A 21,794-nucleotide genomic window follows, 5' to 3' on the forward strand; every position below is an offset into this window, starting at 1 on the left:
GGGGGGGGGGGCGGCCCCCCCCCCCACGCTCAGTCGTGCCAGGCTCCGTACTGCTCCAGCAGCGCCTGGAGCGGCTCGAAGACACCGGGTGACGCGGCGACCGTCAGATCGTCCGTCGGGCGCTCCCCCGGCCGCCCTCCGGTCAGCGCCCCCGCCTCACGGGCGATCAGGCCGCCGGCCGCCCGGTCCCAGGGGTGCAGTCCGCGCTCGTAGTACCCGTCGAGCCGGCCGGCCGCCACGTCGCAGAGGTCGATGGCCGCCGAGCCGCCGCGCCGGATGTCGCGGAGCTGCGGGATGAGCCGCTGGGCCACGGCGGCCTGGTGGGTGCGGACCGTCGCCACGTAGTTGAAGCCGGTCGACACCAGGGCCTGGTCGAGCGGCGGCGCGGGCCTGCACCGCAGCCGGGCCTCGCCGAGATAGGCACCGCCGCCGCGCACCGCGTGGAAGGTCTCACCGCGCATCGGGGCCGCCACCACCCCCGCGACCGTCTCGCCGTCCTGCTCGGCGGCGATCGAGACGGACCAAGTGGGCAGCCCGTAGAGGTAGTTCACGGTGCCGTCCAGCGGGTCGATGACCCAGCGGATGCCGCTGCTGCCCTCGGAGCTGGCGCCCTCCTCGCCCAGGAAGCCGTCCTCGGGGCGGAAGTCGGTGAGATAGCCGGTGATCAGCTTCTCGGCGGCGATGTCCATCTCCGTGACGACGTCGATGGGGCTGGACTTGGTCGCCGCGACCCCCAGATCGGCTGGGCGCCCGTCCCGCAGCAGCGCGCCCGCGCGCCGGGCGGCCTCCAGGGCCAGTTCGAGCAGTTCGGTGTGGAGCGGGTCGGTCACGGTTCTCCCTCTGGTCACGCGTCGGACGGCTGGTTCACACCTACGGGCCCGGCTGCTGGTTCACACCTGCGGTCCGGGCTGCTGGTTCACATGTACGGCCCCGCCGGCTGGTCTACGCGTACGGGCTGTCGGCGCCCGCGGCCGCCGGCTTGGCCGTACGGGCCGGGCAGCAGCCGACCGGACAGACGTCGTGCGAGGGCCCCAGCGCGCCGAGCGTGCAGCGCTCCACCGGGCGGCCCCGCTCGGTGGCCGCCCGCTCAAGGAGCAGGTCGCGCACCGCCGCGGCGAAACGGGGGTCGGCGCCGACGGTCGCCGACCGTACGACGGGCAGGCCCAGTTCGGCCGCCTTCGCGACCGCCTCGGTGTCCAGGTCGTACAGGACCTCCATATGGTCCGAGACGAAGCCGATGGGCACCATCACGACCGCGGGCACCCCCGCCCCGTGCAGCTCCGTGAGGTGATCGCAGATGTCCGGTTCCAGCCAGGGGGTCTGCGGGGAGCCGCTGCGCGACTGGTAGACGAGCTGCCAGGGGTGGTCGGTCCCCGTCTCGGCGCGGACCCGCTCGACGATCACCCGTGCCACGTCCAGGTGCTCGGCGACATACGCCCCGCCCGCCGGGCCCGAGCTGTCGGCGGCGGAGGTGGGGATGGAGTGCGTGGTGAACGCCAGATGGGCGCCGGTCCGGACCGCACCGTCCAGCTCCGCCAGGGAGTTGAGCACGCCGTCGGCCATCGGCCCGACGAAACCCGGGTGGTTGAAGTAATGCCGCAGCTTGTCCACCCGGGGCAGCTCCAGCCCCTCCGCCTCCAGAGTGGCCAGCGCCCCCGCCAGGTCCTCGCGGTACTGGCGGCAGCCGGAGTACGAGGCGTACGCGCTGGTGGCCAGGACGGCGATCCTGCGGTGCCCGTCGGCGGTCATCTCGCGCAGGGTGTCGGTCAGATACGGCGCCCAGTTGCGGTTGCCCCAGTAGACCGGGAGGTCCAGACCGTGTCCCGCGAAGTCCTTGCGGAGTGCGTCGAGGAGGGCGCGGTTCTGGCCGTTGATGGGGCTGACCCCGTCGAACAGGAAGTAGTGCTGCCCCACCTCCTTGAGCCGTTCCTTGGGGATGCCGCGGCCGCGGGTCACGTTCTCCAGGAACGGGACCACGTCGTCCGGGCCCTCGGGGCCGCCGAAGGAGAGCAGCAGGAGGGCGTCGTAGGGAGCTGGATCGCGCTGATCGGACATGCCACAGATCCTGCCACCCGGGTCCGACAGCCTCCGGGACGCCCCACGGAACGCCTGGTCGAGGCCGCCCCCCGATGCCCTGGGTAGATCACCGCCCGTAAGCTGCGCACACCATCAGTACGCCTTACCGGACGCTTTACCGGAGCCCTTCTTGACCAGTCCCTACCGTGCGATCTTCGCCGCCCCCGGCACCAAGGGGTTCTCGGCGGCCGGACTTCTCGGCCGGATGCCGCTGTCCATGATGGGCATCGGCGTGGTGACCATGATCTCGCAGCTCACCGGGCGGTACGGACTGGCCGGCGCGCTCTCCGCGACGCTGGCGCTCTCCGCGGCCGCCATCGGACCGCAGATCTCCCGGCTCGTCGACCGGCACGGGCAGCGGAAGGTGCTGCGTCCGGCGACCGCCGTGTCGGCAGCCGCCGTGGCGGGGCTGCTGGTCTGTGCCCAGCAGCGGCTGCCGGACTGGACGCTCTTCGTCTTCGCGGCCGGCGCCGGCTGTGTCCCGAGCGTGGGCTCCATGGTCCGGGCCCGCTGGGCGTCGATCCACCGGGGAGATCCGCGCAGGCTGCACGCGGCGTACTCCTGGGAGTCGATCGTCGACGAGGTGTGTTTCATCTTCGGCCCGATCCTCTCCATCGGGCTCTCCACCGCCTGGTTCCCCGAGGCGGGGCCGCTGATGGCCGGCGGCTTCCTCGTCGTGGGGGTGTGCTGGCTGACGGCGCAGCGCGCCACCGAGCCGGCCCCGCATCCGCACGGGCACGGCCCCGGCGGCTCCGCCCTGGGCTCTCCCGGGCTGCGGCTGCTGGTGCTGACGTTCGTGGCCACCGGGGCGATCTTCGGCGCGATCGACGTGGTGACGGTCGCCTTCGCGGACGAGCACGGCCACAAGCCGCTGGCCAGTCTGGTGCTCGCGGTGTACGCGCTCGGATCCTGTCTGGCCGGGGCGGTCTTCGGGCTGCTGCACCTCCAGGGGGCCGCTTCCCGCAGATGGCTGGTGGGGGTGTCCGCGATGGCGCTGAGTATGATCCCCCTCCAACTGGCCGGGAACCTGCCGTTTCTGGCCGGGGCGCTCTTTGTCGCGGGGCTCTTCGTCGCACCGACGATGGTGACCACGATGGCCCTCGTCGAGCAGCACGTACCGCGCAGCAGGCTGACCGAGGGCATGACCTGGACCAGTACCGGGCTGGCCGTCGGGGTGGCGCTCGGCTCGTCGGCCGCCGGCTGGGCGGTCGACGCGGGCGGGGCACGCCAGGGCTATCTGGTACCGCTGGTGGCGGGAGCGCTCGCGGCCGCGGTGGCGTTGCCCGGATACCGCCGGCTCACTGCGCCGGTGTCACGAGACGGGAGCGGGGCGGATGACCGGTACACCAGCAACACCGGCACGGACGGCGACGGCGGTACGGGCGCCGGGGACCTGGCGTAACTGGGCGGGGAACGTCAGCACCCGTCCGGCGCGCGAGGTGACCCCCGCGTCCACCGCCGAACTGGCCGATGCCGTCCGGCGCGCGGCGGAGGACGGCCTGAAGGTGAAGGCGGTCGGCACCGGCCACTCCTTCACCGCCGCCGCGGCCACCGACGGGCTGCTGATACGTCCCGGTCTCCTCACCGGTATCCGGCGGATCGACCGCGCGGCGGGCACCGTGACCGTCGAGGCCGGGACCCCGCTGAAGCGGCTCAACCAGGCGCTGGCGCGTGAGGGGCTGACCCTCACGAACATGGGCGACATCATGGACCAGACGGTGGCGGGTGCCACCAGCACCGGCACCCACGGCACCGGCCGTGAGTCCGCGTCGATCTCCGCGCAGATCCGGGCGCTCGAACTGGTGACGGCCGACGGCTCGGTGCTGACGTGCTCGGCCGACGAGCACCCGGAGGTCTTCGCCGCGGCACGGATCGGGCTCGGCGCGCTGGGTGTCGTCACGGCCATCACGTTCGCGGTGGAGCCGGTCTTCCTGCTGACGGCCCGCGAGGAGCCGATGCCCTTCGACCGGGTGACCGCCGACTTCGACCAGCTGGTCGCCGAGAACGAGCACTTCGAGTTCTACTGGTTCCCGCACACCGCCAACTGCAACACCAAGCGCAACAACCGCAGCGCGGGCCCCGCCGCCCCACCCGGCCGGGTGTCCGGCTGGATCGACGACGAGCTGCTCTCCAACGGTGTCTTCCAGGCGGCGTGTTCGCTGGGCCGGGCCGTCCCCGCGACGATCCCCGCGATCGCGAAGATCTCCAGCCGGGCGCTGTCCGCCCGCACCTACACGGACATCCCGTACAAGGTCTTCACAAGTCCGCGCCGGGTGCGCTTCGTGGAGATGGAGTACGCCCTGCCCCGGGAGGCCGCGGTCGCGGCGCTGCGTGAGGTCAGGGCGATGGTGGAGCGCTCGCCGCTGCGGGTGAGCTTCCCCGTCGAGGTCCGTACGGCGCCCGCCGACGACATCGCGCTCTCGACGGCCTCGGGCCGGGAGAGCGCGTACATCGCGGTGCATCTGTACCGGGGCACTCCGCACCGGGCGTACTTCACCGCGGTGGAGCGGATCATGACCGCGCACGGCGGGCGCCCGCACTGGGGCAAGCTGCACACCCGCGACGCGGCGTATCTGGCCGGGGTGTACCCGCGCTTCGGCGAGTTCACGGCGGTACGGGACCGCCTCGACCCCCAGCGGCTGTTCGGCAACGACTATCTGCGCCGGGTCCTGGGCGACTGACAGCCGCCCAGGCCCTCAGGCACCCGGCCGCCCTGGATTTCGGGCACCACGGATCCCGGATCCCCGGGGCCGTCACCCGGCGGGAGCGCTATCCCGCCGGGTTCTCCGCTCCGGTGTCCGGCGCGTTGTCCTGCCGGCCGGTGTCGTCGTGCCCGGGAGCGGAGCCGGAGCTGTCACCGGACGGCGTCGGGTCCGGAGACTGCGCCCCGTCGCCCGCCGACTGCGAGGGGCTGGGGGTCGGATCGGCCGACGTGCCGCTCTTCCCCGGGTCGGGCTTCGACCGGCCGGTGTCGCCGGAGCCCGATCCGGAGCCGGTGCTCGCCGAGGGGTCCGGGCTCGGGCTCTGCTGCCGGTCGGTCCGGTGCGGGTCCTGGCTCTGCTGCGGGTCGGTCGACACCGCCGGTTCCGGCGCGTGGTGCCGGGTGCCGCCACCGCCCTGGACCACCGAGCCCACGGTCGTCCCCGAGCCGCCGCTGAGGCCGTGCCCCGAGACCAGCTCGAAGCCGGTGATCCCGAGCATCGCCACGGCGAACACGACCACGGCCGCGAGGGCGGAGCGCTTCCAGCCCCGCACCCGCGTCCCGTGGGTCGTGGCCTCGGTGAACTCTTCGCCGGGGAGTTCCTCGCCGGTCAGTGCTTCGCCCGCGACCGGGGTCAGCAGCCGTGTCGCGTCCGGCTCCGCGTCCGCGGGGAGCCGCGCGGTCCACTCGGTCCCGTCGGCGCCCGTGCCCCGGGCCCACGGCACCGCGATCGTCGGCGGCGCCTCGCCCGGCTCCGGCGCCCCCGGCACCTGCCGCACCGGGACCTTCAGGACCTTCGGTTTGACCTGGACCGTCACCTCGCGGATCTGCTCCCCGGTGCGCCGGAAGAGGTGCTGGAAGATCGTGCCGCCACAGGTGGCGATCACGCTCACCAGGCCCGCGCCGATGATCGTTCCGTACACACCGAGCTGCGAGGCAAGTACCGCCGCCACCACAGCCGCGAACGCACTGCCCGCGACCTGCGGAACGCTGAGATCGAACTGCTTCCGCTTCCCGCTTCCGGTCTCCGTGCCGCCGTCCGGCTTCTGCTCCATCACCAGCCCCTGTTTGCCCATCTGGGTACACCTTGCACCAGAAAGGGACATGTGAGCGAAGTGGATAGTTCCATTTCGGAAGATTGTGTGAAGCACAACACCTGCGCGCATACGCTGGCGGCACATACCGGCCTCCCCTCCGCCGGACCATGGGAAGTTCGGCGGCGAGCCGTCCACCCCCTTGGCCCGAATGGAGTACTGTGGCGAGCCCTGGGCCCGGCCTCCCTCAGGGGTGTCCGGACAGGCGGAAGGGAGCCTAAGGCGGCACTCGAACCGGCGGCACCATGGCAACGCACGGGCGCCTCGCTGCACAGAGTGACCGACGGTCGCTCTGCGTCGCAAACAGGTAACCGTGCCATAACGGCGTTCCAGGGCTGAGGCCCGACACGCCGGATAACTCGGCAAGGTTGTGGCGTGCCGTACCCGGGCAGGCCACACTCGACTAGCGGAAGCAGCGACGCACGTGACGTCGGCAGGCACCACCCGGGAGGTTCCCATGCCCGAACTGCGTGTCGTGGCCGTCTCGAATGACGGCACACGACTGGTGCTCAAAGCTGCGGACAGTACGGAGTACACGCTTCCGATCGATGAGCGGCTGCGTGCCGCGGTCCGCAACGACCGCGCCCGCCTCGGCCAGATCGAGATCGAGGTGGAGAGCCACCTCCGTCCCCGTGACATCCAGGCGCGTATAAGAGCGGGTGCCTCCGCCGAAGAGGTGGCCCAGATGGCCGGGATCCCGGTCGACCGGGTCCGCCGATTCGAGGGCCCCGTGCTCGCGGAGCGCGCGTTCATGGCCGAGCGCGCCCGGAAGACTCCGGTACGGCGCGCCGGTGAGAACACCGGTACCGGCCCGCAGCTCGGCGAGGCGGTGAACGAACGGCTGCTGCTGCGCGGCGCCGAGCGTGACACCGTGCTCTGGGACTCGTGGCGCCGCGACGACGGGACCTGGGAGGTCCTGCTCGTCTACCGGGTCGCCACCGAGACGCACTCGGCGAGCTGGACCTACGACCCGCCGCGCCGTCTGGTGCAGGCCATGGACGACGAGGCCCGCTCGCTGATCGGCGAGTCCGACGACTCGCTGGCGGCGCCGGAGCCGAGCTTCCCGTTCGTACCGCGCATCGCCAGGCTCCCCCGCGACCGGCCGCTCGACCGCACGCTGGACCGGCCGCTCGACCGGGCCCTGGACCGGCAGATGGAGCGGCCCACCGCGCCGGTGCCCGCCCCTCCCGAGCCGGAGGAGAGCGGCAGCGGTGAGCGGGACTCGCTGACCAGCCTGCTGGAGGCGGTGCCGAGCTTCCGGGGCGACATGATCGTGCCCGAGCGGCCCGCGCCGCCCGAGCTCCCGCCGTCCGAGCCCGTACAGGAGCCGGAGTCCGAGGAGCCGCCCGCGGCGTCCGCCGGGGCCGGTTCGGCGTACGCGGACGTACTGATGCCGCGTGCGGTGGCCGGTCACCGCGACCGGCTGACCGGGACGACGGACCGGCAGGCCGAGGCGGACGGCGTCCGTCCCGGCCGGCGGGCCGCCGTACCGAGCTGGGACGAGATCGTCTTCGGGACGCGGCGCAAGAAGCAGGAGTAGCCGGAGCGGTACGTGCAGCAGGCCCGGGGGCCCGTACGCGAGGTGTACGGGCCCCCGGGCCGTGTGCGGTGTGCGGTACGGGCCCCGGGCCGTGCGCTCAGGAGCCCGTACGCGACGCGGGCCCCGCCGCGTGCTTCAGGCCCCGTCGGGCGTGGGCCCCTTGGCGACCGGGCGGGTCTCGTCCGACGACCACTGCGACCAGGAACCCGCGTAGAGCGCGGCCCGGATCCCCGCGATCTCCAGGGCCAGCACCTCATGCGCCCCCGACACACCCGATCCGCAGTAGACACCGACCTCCGTGTCCTGCCCGGCCGCCCCCAACGCGGCGAACCGCGCGGCCAGTTCACCGGCGGGGAGGAAGTGCCCGTCCGCCCCGGTGTTCTCGGATGTCGGGGCCGACAGCGCGCCGGGGATATGCCCGCCGACCCGGTCGACGGGCTCGACGTCGCCCCGGTAGCGCTCAGCGGCGCGGGCATCCAGCAGTACGCCCTTGCGGGCCAGGCCGGCCGCGCCGTCCGCGTCGAGGAGCGGCAGCGCCCCGGGCGCCGGTACGAAGTCGCCGGGCTCGGGCGCCGGGGTCCGGGTGGAGAGCGGGCCCGGCCAGGATGCGAGACCGCCGTCCAGCACCCGGACATCCGGGTGGCCGGTCCAGCGCAGCAGCCACCAGGCGCGGGCCGCGGCCCACCCCTGGCCGCCGTCGTACACGACGACCGGGGCGCCCTGCGAGACGCCGGCCCGCCGCAGCACAGCGCCCAGCTCCGCCGGGTCGGGCAGCGGGTGGCGGCCACCCGCGCCGGGCGGCCCGGCCAGCTCGGTGTCCAGGTCGACGAAGACCGCACCGGGGATGTGGCCTGCCTCGTAATCGGGGCGCAGGTTCGGGCCGCCGAGCTGCCAGCGGACGTCCAGGAGGACCGGCGGACGGGGTCCGGCCGACTCGCTCGCGAGATCGGATGCGGTGATGATGGGTGTCATGGCTGCCATCCTCGCCCAGAGTCCGGCTCACGCGTAACGCCGTAGAAAAGGACGAGGAGTACCAAAACAGGCATCCTCCTGCTGGAACGTGCAAAATGCGGCGCGGCCGGGGCGCGGCGCACGGCAGGTGGTGGAAGCATCTGGGCGGGGGGCGGTCCACCGGCCCCCGCACGGCCACCACCGATGGTCCGAGGAGAGAGCGAAAATGACCGAGGCAGCCTCGCGGCGCAGGCCCGGAACCCCCTGCTGGGTGAGTCTCATGGTGCACGGCCTGTCCGAGACCCAGGAGTTCTACGGCGACTTGTTCGGCTGGGAGTTCCGGCCGGGGCCCGGCCAACTGGGCCCGTACGTCCGCGCGCTGCTGGACGGCCGTGAGGTCGCGGGGATCGGGCAGCTGCCGCCGGACCGCCATCTGCCGATCGCCTGGACGACGTATCTGGCATCGGACGATGCCGATGCGACCGCGGCGGCCGTCAGGCACTGCGGCGGGACGGTGGGCGTGGGTCCGCTCGACGCGGGAGAGGCGGGTCGGCTGGCCATAGGGGCGGACCCCGACGGCGCGGTCTTCGGCATCTGGCAGGCGGCGGCACATGTGGGCACCGCGGAGTGGGGTGTGCCCGGGACGCCGGTGTGGAACGAGCTGGTGACCCGGGATACCGGCACGGTCGGCAAGTTCTACCAGGCGGTGTTCGGCTATGAGTCGGAGGCGGTGGTCTCGGCCGACCTCGACCGTCTGACGCTGTATCTGGAGGGGCGGGCGGTGGCCTCGCTGCACGGGGTCGGCCAGGCGCTGCCCCGGGACCGGGGCGCGCACTGGATGACGTACTTCGAGGTGGCGGACGTCGACGCGGCGGTGCGCCGGGTGACCGAACTGGGCGGGCAGGTGCTCCAGCAGCCGTGCCAGGGCGAGACCGGGCGGCTGGCCACGGTCGCCGACCCGGAGGGCGCGGTCTTCACGGTCGTCAGGACGGAGCGCTGACGTCCCGGTTCGCCAGGACAGGGCGCTGACGTCCCGGTTCATCAGGACGATGCTTGCGCCGTCGGCCGTCAGGACGGAGCGCTGACGTCCGTACGGTCCACCGGGAGGACATCGGGCGAGAGGGCTGCCGCGCGTGCGGCCGACGCGGTCGTCCGCCGCCGGTGGTGCCGTCGGCAGAGGACCTCGTAACCGACCTCGCCCGGCGGGTTGTTGACGTCGCCGACGACCACCTGGGCGCCTTCCACGACCATCTCCCCGTTGACCGTGCGGGCGTTGTGGGTGGCGCGGGCGCCGCACCAGCAGAGCGCCTCCACCTGGAGCACCTCGACCCGGTCGGCGAGTTCGACGAGCCGTTGTGAGCCGGGGAAGAGCTTGGAGCGGAAGTCGGTGGTGATCCCGAAGGCGAAGACGTCGACACCGAGGTCGTCGACGACCCGGGCCAGCTGGTCGATCTGCCCGGGGGCGAGGAACTGCGCCTCGTCCGCGATGACGTAGTCCGCACGGCCGCCGTGCGAGAGATGGCGGACGAGATGGGCGTAGAAGTCGAACCCCTCCCCCGCCTCGACCGCCTCGGTGACCAGGCCGAGCCGGGAGGAGAGCTTGCCCTGGCCGGCCCGGTCGTCGCGGGTGAAGATCATGCCCTGGAGCCCGCGCGCCGAGCGGTTGTGCTCGATCTGCAGAGCGAGCGTGCTCTTCCCGCAGTCCATCGTTCCGGAGAAGAAAACCAGCTCAGGCATGGGAGGTCGCGGGCCTTTCGGGTCTGCGGGGAGGGGCGCGGCGGGCGTGGCAGGCGCGGTTACGAGCGTACTTCGAGCAGCGGTACCAGCTGCTCCGCGGGGGTCATCGAACCGTGTACCCCGACCATGGCCGACTCGTGCGGCTCGCGGCGGGACGCGGTGATCACCACGTCGGCCTGGGCAGCGGCGACGACATCGCCGATCCGCCCGTACACCCGCTCGTCGACCGCGGGGCCGAACCAGCCCGCGGCGATGGCCTCGTCGCGGCTCGCCACCCAGAACTGCCCGCCGAGCACCTCACGCCAGACCGCCAGCACATCGCTCTGCGCACCGGGCAGCGCGTAGACGTGCCGGGCCCGGCCTTCGCCGCCCAGCAGGGCGACGCCGGCGCCCAGTTCCCAGTCCTCGTCGAAGTCGATACGCGACTCCTCGTCGAACGGGATGTCGACCATGCCGTGGTCCGCCGTGACATACAGCGCCGCCCGGGGCGGGAGCTGCTCGGCGAGGCGCTGGACGAGCCGGTCGACGTACATCAGCTGGCCGCGCCAGGCATCCGACTCCATGCCGAAGCGGTGGCCCTTGGCGTCCACCTCGCTGTAGTACGTGTAGATCAACGAGCGGTCGGCCGCGCCCAGTTGGGCGGCGGCCAGGTCCATCCGGTCCTCGCCGGTGAGCCGGCCCCTGAAAGTGCCGCCGCTCAGTGCGACCTTGGTGAGCGGGGTGTTCTGGAAGTCGGGCGCGGAGACCTGCCCGGTGTGCACGCCCGCCGCGTCGGCGAGTTGGAAGACCGTGGGGTACGGCTGCCAGAGGTGCGGGTCGGTCCAGGGCCGCCAGCGCAGCTGGTTCATCAGCTCGCCGGTGGCCGGGTTGCGGGTGGTGTACCCGGTGAGGCCGTGGGCGCCGGGTGGCAGTCCGGTGCCGACCGAGGCGAGCGAGGTCGCCGTGGTGGCGGGGAATCCGGCCGTGAGCGGACGGCCGGTGGAGCCGCGCGAGGTCGGCAGCAGCGAGTGGAGGTACGGGGCCTCTTCGGGGTGCGCGCGGATCTGCTCCCAGCCGAGACCGTCGATCAGGAAGACGCAGTTCCGGTCGGCGGGCGTCAACTCCGGGATCGCGGAGGTGAGACCGGGAACTCCCAGTCCCGCGGCGAGAGTCGGCAGCAGGTCGGCGAGCGAACCCGAGCCGTACTCCGGCACCGGGGCGGTGGAGAGGGCGAGCGGGGCGGTGTCGTCCTCGTACGGCCAGTCGGGCAGAGCCATCAGCGGCCGGCCGCCGCGGTCGCCTCGGAGAGCGCCTGGGAGAAGGCGAGGGTCTGGCGCACGGTGTCCGGGCCGTCGCCCGCCTCGCTCACCCGCAGGCTCAGATCGTCGGCCGTGGAGTTGCCCGTGTAGCCGTGGTCCGCCTCGCAGTTGGGGTCGCCGCAGGCCGCGGGCTCCAGATCGAGCCGGGCGACGGCGCCCCAGCCGATGGTCAGGACGACCTCGCGGGGCAGGGTTCCGGGGACGTACTTCTCCGGGTTCGCCACGACACGGCTGAGCACGACGGAGGAGATCCGGCCCAGCTTCACCGACTCGGTCGACGTGGTGGCGAACGGCGTCGGCGAGCTGCCGTCGGCGGCCTGCTCGTCGGTGTGGCTGACGATGAAGCGGTTGCCCGTCAGGACGAGGACCGTGACATGGCGGCGGACCTCGTTGGAGTCGAATGTCGTCTCCTGGTGCACCAGGTACGACGAAACCGGTTCGCCGCCGACAGCGGCCTCCACCGCCTCGGCCACGAGGGCCGGGTAGTAGCCGCTGCGCTCGATGGCCGCGCGGAGCCCCTGGGTCGTTGTACCGGTCTTCGCCATGGGCTCCATCTTAGACGCCGCCATCGGCGTCACCACGTCGCTCGGCTGCCGGAACCGGGCGGTGGCCCCTGCCGCGCCGGGTGCCCTGCGTGTGCTCTGCCGCCGGAAGCGACCTGACCGGGGTGCACGGATGCCGCTTGTACGGGATCGGCGCCCCTGCCGGGAAATGTGCGTCAGGTCACGCCGGCGTTCATCGCACCGAGCTGATTCCCGCTTCCGGATGCGCACTGCTCCGCCGGCGGCAGCCCGGGGGCGGCCCTCAGACCGGCTTGCGCCACACGGAGATGTGCTTCGCGGAGTCCTGGGTGAACGGTTCCCCGTCCCAGTCCGCGACGCGACGTTCCAGTTCGAGCCCGGCGATCCGTGCCATCAGGTCGAGCTCCGCGGGCCAGGCGTACCGGTGCCGGGAGCTGCCACGACGGTAGCGGCCGTCGTCGCCGTCGCGGGTGAAGTGGTGGGAGACGAGGATCTGCTCGGCCAGGTCGAAGGTGTCGAAGCCGAGATGCCGCTCGGAGACGTCGAAGGGCACCGCGACCTGGCCGGGAGGCAGGAACCGCAGCGGCGGCACACCCAGCTCGATGACGAACCGGCCGCCGGGTTCCAGATGGCGGGCGGCGTTGCGGAAGCACTCGACCTGTTCGTGCTGTGTGAGCAGGTTCGAGAGGGTGTTGTACACGAGATAGACAAGGGTGAACCCGCCGGGGACGACAGTGGTGGCCATGTCTCCGACGGACACCGGAAGCATGTCCTCATCGACCTTGCGCCGGAGGACCGCTGCCATGTGCGCGGACAGTTCGATGCCCACGACCGGCACGCCGTGCTCCCGGAGCGGTACGCCGACCCGTCCGGTCCCGATGGCGAACTCCAGTGCCCGGCCGTCTCCGGCGAGTTCCGCGAGGAAGGCGAGAGTAGGTTCGAGAACGGCGGCCGATGACATGTCGGTCTGCTCGGCGTCGTAGCGTTCGGCTGTCGCACGGGTCCACAGTTCGCTGCTCGTCATGGACAGCCACTGTGGCGGGCGGCGACGGACGCTGTCGACGCATTTACTCCCGCCGGCCCCGATCGCACAGTCCGCAGTCCGGGGCGCGGGGCCTGCGGAACCCTGCCGGTACGGGGTCGGCGGCCGGCCGTCAGTAGCTGGGGAGACGGCGGGGGCCCAGGTCGCCGAGTACGTTGGCCGGTGCGAGCCGTACGGCGGCGCCGAGCACGGAGAGTCCGCACTGCCCGACCACCACCGGTTCGAGAGCGACGGACACCACTTCCGGGTGGTCATCCACCAGCCGCGACACCCTCAGCAGCAGTTCTTCGAGCGCCGCGGTGTCGACGGGCGCCGAGCCGCGCCAGCCGAACAGCAGCGGGGCGGTCCTGACGCTTCTGATGAGCCCCGCGGCGTCCCGGTCGGTGGCCGGGACGAGACGGTGGGCGGTGTCGCCGAGCAGTTCGGACGGCGCCCCGGCCAGCCCGAAGGAGAGGACAGCGCCGACGGCGGGGTCGATCGCGGACCGTACGACGGTGTCCACCCCGCGCCCGACCATGGCCTGCACCACGGGCCGGACCTCGGCCGGGCTGCCGAGGTCGCCGGAGAGTTCGGCGTAGGCGCGCCGCAGCCCCGCCTCGGTCGCGATGTCGAGCCGCACACCGCCGAGATCGGGGCGGTGGCGGAGATGGGGCGCCGTGGCCTTGAGCGCCACGGGGTAGCCGAGCTGCTCCGCGGCGGCGACGGCGGTGTCCGCGTCCGGGGCCGGGTGGGCGGGCCGGACGCGGATGCCGTACAGACCGAGGAGTTCGCAGGTGTCGTCGGGCGAGAGTGCCAGGCCGCGGGTGACATCGACGCGGGCGGTGGCGAGCAGCGCATCGATCCGGTCGGCTGCGGCGTTCTCGTCGATGTCGTCGTACTCCGGTACCCGGCCGGGCTCGGCGGCCTCGCGGCGCCACTGCGCGTACCGGACCGCCTGGGCGAGCGCGCGGACGGCCCGCTCGGCTGCCGGGTAGGCGGGGATGCCTCCGGTGCGGAGGGCGGGGGGCGTGGCGGGTGCGCCCGTACCCTTGTCGGCCCGGCTGGTCGTGTCGTCGCCGCCTGGCGTGCCGGCTGCGGTGGCCGCGGCGCCCGACGTGTCCGCTGTGTCTCCGGTATCCCCCACGGGCGCACCGGCCGGGGCCCCTCCCCCGCCGCCGTCCCGGTCGGCCGGGCTGTCCGGGGTGGCGGCCGGGCCCGTGCGTGGGGTCGCGGCGGCCGTTCCCCGGGGGCCGCGTACCGTACCGGTGGCCGCCGCCAGTGCCTCCGCGAGACCGCCGATCTCCAGATGCACCACGGCGACCGGCTTGGCGGGGGCGTCCTCGGCCGCTTCCCGCAGGGCGGCCGCCAGTACCTCTCCGTCACCCGACTCGGTCACGCCGTTCTCGCCCACCCAGGGGATCGCCGTGACCAGCACCGCATCGCATCCGTCGTCCGCCAGGGCCCGGCCGAGCGCGTCGCGGAAGTCCTCCGGGGTCGCATCCGTCGTCAGATCGACGGGCGGGAGCGGCCGCAGGCGCTCGGTGAGACAGGCGTCGTAGGTCAGCAGTCCGAGCGACTCGGAGTTGCCGAGGATCGCGACGCGCGGCCCCGATGGCAGCGGCTGCCCCGCCAGCAGCAAGCCCGCGTCGACGAGTTCGGTGACGGTGTCGACCCGGATCACACCGGCCTGCCGCAGCAGCGCCGAGACCGTGGCGTCCGGGACCCGGGTGACCGGCACCGCATGCCCCGGCGGGGCGCTGCCGCTGTGCCGGGCGCCCTTGACGACCACGACCGGCTTCACCGCAGCGGTGCGCCGGGCGAGCCTGGTGAACTTACGGGGATTGCCGATCGACTCCAGGTAGATCAGGGCGACATCGGTGTCCGGGTCCTCGTACCAGTACTGGAGGAAGTCGTTCCCCGACAGATCGGCCCGGTTTCCCGCCGAGATGAAGGAGGAGAGCCCGGCGCCGTGCCGGTGCAGCGCGGAGAGCAAGGCGATGCCGATCGCGCCGGACTGGGTGAAGAGTCCGATCCGGCCGCGCACCGGCGACTCGGGCGCGAGCGAGGCGTTCAGCCGGACGGCTTCGGCGGTGTTGATCAGGCCGAAGGCGTTCGGCCCGATGACACGCATACCGTACGAGCGGGCCCTGCGCAGCAGTTCGCGCTGGCGCAGCAGTCCTTCGGGCCCGCTCTCCGCGTAACCGGCGGAGATCACGACGAGCCCCTGCACCCCGTTCGCCCCGCAGTCGTCGACCACCCCGGGCACCTGCGCGGCGGGAACGGCCACGACCACCAGGTCGACCACTTCCCCGGCAGCGGTCACGGAGGACACCGAGCGGTGGGCGGGGGCGCCGTCCACCTCGGTGAGGCTCTCCGGGAAGGCCCGGTTCACCGCGTAGGTGCGCCCGGTGAAGCCGGAGCCGTGCAGATTGCGCAGGACCGCGCGCCCCACCCCGCCGGCCCCGCGCCCCACTCCGACGACGGCGACGGAACGGGGGGCCAGCAACCGCTGCACCGACCGCGCCTCCGCACGCTGTTCACGGGCGCGCTGCACCGCCAGGGACGCCTCGGTGGGCTCCAGGTCGAAGGTGAGATGGACCGAGCCGTCCTCGAAGCTGCGCTTCTGCTCGTACCCGGCGTCCGTGAAGACCTTGATCATTCTGGTGTTGGCCGGCAGGACCTCGGCGACGAAACGGCTGACCTCGCGCTCCCTGGCGACCGCCGCGATGTGTTCGAGCAGCGCGGATGCCACGCCGCGCCCCTGGTGGGCGTCCTGGACGAGGAAGGCGACCTCTGCCTCGTGCGCGGCGATCCTGTCGTAGCGGACGGTGGCGATGAACTCGCCGTTGACGGTCGCGGCGAGACCCACCCGGTCGACGTAGTCGTGATGGGTGAAGCGGTGGACGTCCTTGGCGGAGAGCCGGGGGTACGGTGCGAAGAACCGGTAGTACTTCGACTCGGGTGAGACCAGCTCGTAGAAGCTCACCAGCCGGTCGGCGTCCTCGGTGGTGATCGGCCGGATCCGCGCGGTGCCGCCGTCGCGCAGCACCACGTCCGCTTCCCAGTGGGCCGGGTACTCCTGGTGCGGGTTCTCCTCCAGCGGGGGCTGCATGCTGAAAGCGTACGGGTCGCGGTGGCACGGGGAGCGGTGCAGGCTGGTGATCCGGCAGAGCCGCACCACGGTACACCCGTGCAAGAATGGTCTAGACAACTGTCGCAGAACTCGAAGGGCAACACCATGGCTGAGCGTCGCGTCAAGGTCGGCTGGACCGAGGGACTGCACGCCCGACCGGCCTCCATCTTCGTCCGTGCCACCACGGCTTCGGGGGTGCCGGTGACGATCGCGAAGAACGGCAGCAACCCGGTGAACGCCGCATCGATGCTCGCCGTACTCGGCCTGGGCGTGGAGGGCGGCGAGGAGATCGTGCTCACCTCGGACGTGGAGGGCGCCGACGCCGCCCTGGACCGGCTGGCCAAGCTGGTCACCGACGGGCTCGACGAACTCCCCGAGACCGTCTGAGTATTCTGTCTTTCCGGGTGCCGGGCATGCGGCTGCGCAGCGAACGCACCGGAACATCCGAAAAGCAGAACATAAAAAGACTGCACAGAAAAAGACAGCACGAAAGAGGAGATGGATTACCGGATTCCTCTCGGACGGGCGCGAAAGAGCAGCGGCCGGCAAGCCGAAATTATCTGCTCCCTGTATACGGCAGCACTGTTAATCGGTGATGCCGACAGTGTTTACGGCATGTTTCGGATCCTTCCCGCGCCCCGGTTTCCGCAGCCGGTGCGCCGCCCTGGCGTGCTCCGCGTGCAGAGCGGTGAGCGCACGGGCCCGCTCCGCGTCGCCGCGCGCCACCGCGTCCACGATCGAGCCGTGCTCGGCCCAGGACACGACCGGAAGGACCGGCTGCTCGACGGCGTACATCCAGCCGATCTTCTGCCGCAGCTGGCCCAGCAGCGTGGTCAGCGCCGAGCTGCCCGATGCCTGCGCGAGCGTCTCGTGGAACCAGCCGCCGAGAGACCGCAGGTCCTCGCCCTGCCCCCGCCCGGCCCGCTCCTGCCCCAGCCTCACCAGGCCGCGCAGCACTTTCAGATGGGCTTCGGTCCGCCGCTGCGCGGCGCGCGCCGCGCCCATCGGCTCCAGCAGCATCCGCATCTCCAGCAGGTCGGCCGCCTCACGCTCGGTCGGTTCGGCGACACAGGCGCCCGCATGGCGGCGGGTGACCACGAACCCCTCGGACTCCAGGGTCCGCAGAGCCTCGCGGACCGGGACCCGCGAGACGCCGTAACGGCGCGCGAGCACCTCCTCGGTCAGCCGGCCGCCGCGCTCGTACACCCCCGAGATGATGTCGTCACGGATTGCCGTGCATACCGAATGCGCGGGAATACGCATGCCCCAACCTCCGCATCGACGTCCGCCTATCGCGGCCTGTCCACAGCTGTGCGGTGACTCTATGGCAGGGCGGGTCAATTCCCGAAGGCCCCCGGTAAATCATGGATATCTTTTGGCCAGGCAGAAACCGGCCGTGCGAACACCGGGCGCTGGAAATGCCTCGTGCGCGGATCCGGAACGCGAGTGGCCCCGGCGCGCGGCGGACGCGCCGGGGCGGCGGAAGAGGACCGGCCGGGGACCGGCCGGGGGCACACGTGGCTCGCCCGGGCCTGCCGGGGTCGGACGTGGACCGCCCGGGGCCCTGCCGGGTCAGACGTGGACGCCGTGCGAGCGCAGATAAGCGACGGGGTCGATGTCCGAGCCGTAGTCGGGACCCGTGCGGGCCTCGAAGTGGAGGTGCGGGCCCGTGACGTTGCCGGTGGCGCCGGAGAGCCCGATCCGCCGGCCCGGAGTGACGGACTGGCCGACCGAGACGCCGATGGACGAGAGATGGCCGTACTGCGTGTACGTGCCGTCATGCATCCGGATGACGATGTTGTTGCCGTACGCACCGCCCCAGCCGGCCTCCACGACCGTGCCGGCGCCGACGGCGTGGACCGGGGTGCCACTCGCGGCATGGAAGTCGATACCGGTGTGGCTGCCGGAGGACCAGAGGCTGCCACCGGTCTTGTAGCCGGTGGAGACGTACGAGTCGGCGACCGGGACCACATAGGCGTTGAGGCGTTCACGGGCCTGGGCGCGGGCCGCGCGCTGTTCGGCAGCCCTGGCGGCGTGTTCCCGCTCGGCCTTCGCCTTCGCTGCCGCCCTGGCCCTGGCCTTCGCCACGGCCTCGGCGTGGTCGGCCTCGTGCTGCTGTGCGGTGGCCTGGGCGGCTATCCGGTCGGCGACCGTGTCCCCCACGAGGATGGTCCGGTCGAGACGGGCTTCCTGCGCGGTGGAGACCTGCGCGCCGTCGGCCACCGCCGGGGAGGCGAGGGCGCCGATGACACCGGCTGTTGCGAGGGTGGCGGCTCCGGCGATGCCGACGGCCCTGCGGTTCGGACGGCTCGGGTGGTCCGTGCGGGCCGGGCGGTTGGGGGCACGGTGCTTGCCGGTGGGACGGCTGAACGCCATGGAGGGGCTGGTCCTTTCCTTCCCTGTCGCCTACCGGGTTAGCTGACGGGTTCGGAGCAGGAAGGTCCCCTACGGGCCCGCCCCTGCGGAGCGGCCCCGATTCACCCCAGGGACTGAGTGGGTCCCCGGCTCCCCCGGCTCGCGCCTGACGGGGACTCGGCGATCGCTGTCCGGCGCCGCGGTCGCGGCTTATGTCCGACGGACAGCGAGTGTGACGCTAAGCCGTCGGTCCCGGCCGCACCAAACGGACAGCGGATTCTGTCGCACATCCCACATCCCACATCCGACGTCCAGCAGCCCATCCCCGACAGCCGGTACCCAGCGGCCCATGTCCAGCTGCCCGCAGCCGGTACCGGGCCTGGCCGCGCGGCCTCGGGACAGCCCGGGCAACGGACCCCGCCGCGAACGGACGGGGTCCCGGCGGACTCACCGCCCGCCGGGACCCCGCAGCATGGGCCGCCCTGTGGCAGGGGCGGCCGGCGCGCTCAGCCGCTGACCACGGTCACTTCCCCGATGCCCAGCGCCCTGACCGGCTCCACGATCTGCGCGGCGTCCCCGACCAGCACCGTCACCAGCCGGTCGTCGGGGAAGGCGGAGACCACGGCGGCGGTCGCCTCGACCGTGCCGGTCGCGGCGAGACGGGCGTACAGCTGGGCCTGGAAGTCGTCCGGCAGATGCTGCTCGACCTGGTCGGCGAGGGTGGCCGCGACCGCGGCGGCCGTCTCGTACTTCAGCGGGGCGACCCCCACCAGGTTCTGTACGGCGACATCCCGCTCGGCGTCGGTCAGCCCGCCCGCGGCCAGCGTCCTCAGGACCTTCCAGAGGTCGTCGAGCGCGGGCCCGGTCGACTCGGTGTCCACCGAACCGCTGATGGCGAGCATGGCGGCGCCCGTCCCGTCGGCGGCCGAGCGGATCACCTGGCTGAAGGCCCGCACTCCGTAGGTGTAACCCTTCTCCTCACGCAGGACTCGGTCCAGACGGGAGGTGAGCGTGCCGCCCAGGCAGTAGGTGCCGAGGACCTGGGCGGGCCAGACACGGTCGTGCCGGTCCGCGCCGATCCGGCCGATCAGCAGCTGGGTCTGGACCGCACCCGGGCGGTCCACGACGACCACCCGGCCGGTGTCGTCCGCGGTGATCGGGGGGACCGGGCGGGGCGTGCCCGCGTTGCCCTTCCACTCGCCGAGGGTCTCGGCGAGCACCGCGTCCAGGTCGGTCCCCGCCAGGTCGCCGACGACGACCGCGGTGGCCGTGGACGGGCGGACGTACGCGTCGTAGAAGGCGCGGACACCGGCCGCGTCGATACGCCCCACGGTCTCCTCGGTGCCCTGGCGCGGACGCGACATACGGGCGGTGGCCGGGAACAGCTCCTTGGAGAGCTGCTTGGCAGCGCGGCGGGCCGGGTTGGCCAGCTCGTGCGGGATCTCGTCAAGCCGGTTGCCCACGATCCGCTCGACCTCGCTCGGGGCGAAGGCAGGCGCCCGCAGCGCGTCGGCGAGCAGGCCGAGCGCCTTGGGCAGCCGGGAGACCGGGACTTCGAGGGAGACCCGGACACCGGGGTGGTCGGCGTGCGCGTCGAGGGTGGCGCCGCAGCGCTCCAGCTCGGCGGCGAACTCCTCCGCGCTGTGCTTGTCGGTGCCCTCGGAGAAGGCCCTCGCCATGATCGTGGCAATGCCGTCGAGCCCCTCGGGCTCGGCGTCCAGCGGGGCGTCGAGGCTGATCTCGACAGCGACGACCTGCTGTCCCGGGCGGTCGCAGCGCAGCACCGTCAGCCCGTTGGGCAGGGTGGAGCGCTCGGGGGCCGGGAAGGCCCAGGGCCTGGGGGCACCCGCCTGGGGCTGCGGGTGGAAGGTCATGGTCACGGCCGCGGGGTCGGTCACTGGTCCGCCTCTGTGCTGTTGCTGTCGGTGGCTGCGGTGGCCGGGTCGGATTCGGCGTCCGCACGGGTCTCTTCGGGCTCATCGGCGGTGACGGGCTCGTACACCAGGACAGCCCTGTTGTCGGGGCGCAGCCGGGCCTTGGCGACCGCCTGCACCTCGTCGGCCGTGATGTCCAGCACCCGGCCCACCGCGGTCAGCGCCAGCTGCGGGTCGCCGAACAGCACGGCGTACCTGCACAGTTCGTCGGCGCGGCCGGCGACCGTACCGAGCCGGTCGAGCCACTCGCGCTCCAGCTGGGCCTGCGCGCGCTCCATCTCCTCGGCCGTGGGGCCCTCGGCCGCGAAGCGGGCCAGTTCCTCGTCGACGGCCGCCTCGATCTGCGGGACCTCGACACCGCCGGACGTCTTGACGTCCAGCCAGCCGAGCGAGGGGGCGCCGGAGAGCCGCAGCAGACCGAAGCCGGCCGCGACCGCCGTACGGTCCCGGCGCACCAGCCTGTTGTGGAGCAGTGACGACTCGCCGCCGCCCAGGATCGTCAGCGCGATGTCCGCGGCGTCGCACGCGCGGGTGCCGTCCTCGGGGAGCCGGTAGGCGGCCATCAGGGCGCGCGACGGCACCTCCTCGTACAGCTCCTCGCGCACCTCGCCACCGAGGGTGTCGGGCAGTGAGCCGTCCCGCGGCGGCTGCTTGCCGTCGTGGGAGGGGATGGTGCCGAAGTACTTCTCCACCCAGGCGAGCGTCTGCTCCGGGTCGATGTCGCCGACAACCGAGAGGACGGCGTTGTTGGGCGCGTAGTTCGTACGGAAGAACGCCCGCGCGTCCTCCAGCGTCGCCGCGTCCAGGTCGGCCATGGAGCCGATCGGCGTGTGGTGGTACGGATGGCCCTCCGGGTAGGAGAGTGCGGTCAGCTTCTCGAACGCCGTGCCGTACGGCACGTTGTCGTAGCGCTGGCGGCGTTCGTTCTTGACGACGTCCCGCTGGTTCTCCATGGACTCCTCGTCGAGCGCGGCGAGGAGGGAGCCCATCCGGTCGGCCTCCAGCCAGAGCGCCAACTCCAGCTGGTGCGCGGGCATCGTCTCGAAGTAGTTGGTGCGCTCGAAGCTGGTGGTGCCGTTGAGCGAGCCTCCGGCCCCCTGCACCAGCTCGAAGTGGCCGTTGCCCTCGACCTGTCCCGAACCCTGGAACATCAGGTGCTCGAAGAGGTGGGCGAGTCCGGTACGGCCCTTGACCTCGTGGCGTGAACCGACGTCGTACCAGAGGCAGACCGCGGCGACCGGGGTCAGGTGGTCCTCGGAGAGCACCACCCGCAGGCCGTTGGCCAGCCGGTGCTCGGTCGCTGTCAGGCCGCCGGAGGCGGCCTCGGCCGTGGCCGTGTGACCCATGGGCATGTACGTCCCTTCGATCGCGTGTGTTGACCGCGTTGGAATGCAGTCCTGCCACTGTATGCAAGCGCACCGACAGCCGGGAGC

18 protein-coding genes and 1 riboswitch are annotated in these 21,794 nt (G+C 72.5%); of the genes, 5 read left to right on the top strand and 13 right to left on the bottom strand.

Annotated elements, in window-relative coordinates; all coding sequences use genetic code 11:
• Window positions 1-29: 29 nt before the first annotated feature.
• The gene (locus tag ACFXBC_RS10495; RefSeq protein WP_385021372.1) at window positions 30-830 is read right to left on the bottom strand and encodes an inositol monophosphatase family protein; all 801 of its coding nucleotides are present in this window, start codon (window positions 828-830) and stop codon (window positions 30-32) included.
• Window positions 831-942: 112 nt separating this feature from the next.
• A complete protein-coding gene (locus tag ACFXBC_RS10500) occupies window positions 943-2,055 on the bottom strand; it encodes a ferrochelatase (protein WP_385021375.1) in 1,113 nt (370 codons plus the stop codon).
• A 151-nt stretch (window positions 2,056-2,206) separates the two neighbouring features.
• Here ACFXBC_RS10500 and ACFXBC_RS10505 point away from each other — a divergent pair, with 151 nt between their 5' ends.
• Window positions 2,207-3,478 carry an MFS transporter gene (locus tag ACFXBC_RS10505; RefSeq protein WP_385021377.1) on the top strand — a complete coding sequence of 424 codons (1,272 nt, stop codon included), beginning with the start codon at window positions 2,207-2,209 and terminating at the stop codon, window positions 3,476-3,478.
• Window positions 3,411-4,757, top strand: a complete 1,347-nt coding sequence (locus ACFXBC_RS10510; protein WP_385021380.1) for a D-arabinono-1,4-lactone oxidase — start codon at window positions 3,411-3,413, stop codon at window positions 4,755-4,757. The genes ACFXBC_RS10505 and ACFXBC_RS10510 overlap by 68 nt, the downstream gene beginning before the upstream one ends.
• An 88-nt stretch (window positions 4,758-4,845) precedes the next feature.
• Here the strand turns inward: ACFXBC_RS10510 and ACFXBC_RS10515 are convergent, their stop codons facing one another.
• Entirely contained in the window at window positions 4,846-5,853 is a 1,008-nt protein-coding gene (locus ACFXBC_RS10515) for a hypothetical protein (RefSeq protein ID WP_385021383.1), read from the bottom strand.
• 475 nt (window positions 5,854-6,328) lie between these two features.
• Between ACFXBC_RS10515 and sepH the strand changes: the two genes are divergently transcribed.
• Window positions 6,329-7,411 (top strand): septation protein SepH, encoded by a 1,083-nt coding sequence (sepH, locus tag ACFXBC_RS10520; protein ID WP_385021386.1) that lies wholly within the window; start codon window positions 6,329-6,331, stop codon window positions 7,409-7,411.
• A gap of 135 nt (window positions 7,412-7,546) precedes the next feature.
• Here sepH and ACFXBC_RS10525 read toward each other — a convergent pair whose 3' ends face one another.
• Window positions 7,547-8,383, bottom strand: a complete 837-nt coding sequence (locus ACFXBC_RS10525) for a sulfurtransferase (protein ID WP_385021389.1) — start codon at window positions 8,381-8,383, stop codon at window positions 7,547-7,549.
• Window positions 8,384-8,588: 205 nt separating this feature from the next.
• Between ACFXBC_RS10525 and ACFXBC_RS10530 the strand changes: the two genes are divergently transcribed.
• Window positions 8,589-9,362 (top strand): VOC family protein, encoded by a 774-nt coding sequence (locus ACFXBC_RS10530; RefSeq protein WP_385021392.1) that lies wholly within the window; start codon window positions 8,589-8,591, stop codon window positions 9,360-9,362.
• A 68-nt stretch (window positions 9,363-9,430) separates the two neighbouring features.
• Here ACFXBC_RS10530 and ACFXBC_RS10535 read toward each other — a convergent pair whose 3' ends face one another.
• The 5 genes from ACFXBC_RS10535 to ACFXBC_RS10555 all read right to left on the bottom strand — a co-directional run bounded on the left by ACFXBC_RS10535 (window position 9,431) and on the right by ACFXBC_RS10555 (window position 16,051).
• Window positions 9,431-10,099: a thymidine kinase gene (locus tag ACFXBC_RS10535; protein ID WP_385021395.1), complete on the bottom strand. Its 669-nt coding sequence runs from the start codon at window positions 10,097-10,099 to the stop codon at window positions 9,431-9,433.
• Window positions 10,100-10,158: 59 nt separating this feature from the next.
• Window positions 10,159-11,355: an alkaline phosphatase family protein gene (locus ACFXBC_RS10540; protein WP_385021398.1), complete on the bottom strand. Its 1,197-nt coding sequence runs from the start codon at window positions 11,353-11,355 to the stop codon at window positions 10,159-10,161.
• Entirely contained in the window at window positions 11,355-11,942 is a 588-nt protein-coding gene (locus ACFXBC_RS10545; protein WP_327294837.1) for a DUF5998 family protein, read from the bottom strand. Before ACFXBC_RS10545 ends, ACFXBC_RS10540 begins: the two co-directional genes overlap by 1 nt.
• 259 nt (window positions 11,943-12,201) lie before the next feature.
• Window positions 12,202-12,942, bottom strand: coding sequence for a class I SAM-dependent DNA methyltransferase (locus tag ACFXBC_RS10550; protein WP_385021402.1), 741 nt, complete (start codon window positions 12,940-12,942; stop codon window positions 12,202-12,204).
• A gap of 130 nt (window positions 12,943-13,072) precedes the next feature.
• Complete coding sequence (locus tag ACFXBC_RS10555; protein ID WP_385021405.1) at window positions 13,073-16,051, bottom strand: GNAT family N-acetyltransferase; 2,979 nt, start codon at window positions 16,049-16,051, stop codon at window positions 13,073-13,075.
• A 126-nt stretch (window positions 16,052-16,177) separates the two neighbouring features.
• Here ACFXBC_RS10555 and ACFXBC_RS10560 point away from each other — a divergent pair, with 126 nt between their 5' ends.
• Window positions 16,178-16,459, top strand: coding sequence for an HPr family phosphocarrier protein (locus ACFXBC_RS10560; RefSeq protein WP_385021408.1), 282 nt, complete (start codon window positions 16,178-16,180; stop codon window positions 16,457-16,459).
• A gap of 198 nt (window positions 16,460-16,657) precedes the next feature.
• Here the strand turns inward: ACFXBC_RS10560 and ACFXBC_RS10565 are convergent, their stop codons facing one another.
• The 4 genes from ACFXBC_RS10565 to ACFXBC_RS10580 all read right to left on the bottom strand — a co-directional run bounded on the left by ACFXBC_RS10565 (window position 16,658) and on the right by ACFXBC_RS10580 (window position 21,713).
• Window positions 16,658-17,335, bottom strand: coding sequence for a GntR family transcriptional regulator (locus ACFXBC_RS10565; protein ID WP_385021411.1), 678 nt, complete (start codon window positions 17,333-17,335; stop codon window positions 16,658-16,660).
• Between the two features lie 309 nt (window positions 17,336-17,644).
• Window positions 17,645-18,448: a M23 family metallopeptidase gene (locus ACFXBC_RS10570; RefSeq protein WP_385021414.1), complete on the bottom strand. Its 804-nt coding sequence runs from the start codon at window positions 18,446-18,448 to the stop codon at window positions 17,645-17,647.
• A gap of 12 nt (window positions 18,449-18,460) precedes the next feature.
• Window positions 18,461-18,620: riboswitch (cyclic di-AMP (ydaO/yuaA leader) on the bottom strand.
• A 313-nt stretch (window positions 18,621-18,933) separates the two neighbouring features.
• Window positions 18,934-20,301: a M16 family metallopeptidase gene (locus tag ACFXBC_RS10575; protein WP_385021560.1), complete on the bottom strand. Its 1,368-nt coding sequence runs from the start codon at window positions 20,299-20,301 to the stop codon at window positions 18,934-18,936.
• A gap of 20 nt (window positions 20,302-20,321) precedes the next feature.
• Complete coding sequence (locus tag ACFXBC_RS10580) at window positions 20,322-21,713, bottom strand: M16 family metallopeptidase (protein ID WP_385021417.1); 1,392 nt, start codon at window positions 21,711-21,713, stop codon at window positions 20,322-20,324.
• Between the last annotated feature and the right edge of the window lie 81 nt (window positions 21,714-21,794).

Origin of the sequence: Streptomyces sp. NPDC059398, from assembly GCF_042751845.1 — a bacterium.
In the GTDB taxonomy this organism is placed as follows: domain Bacteria; phylum Actinomycetota; class Actinomycetes; order Streptomycetales; family Streptomycetaceae; genus Streptomyces.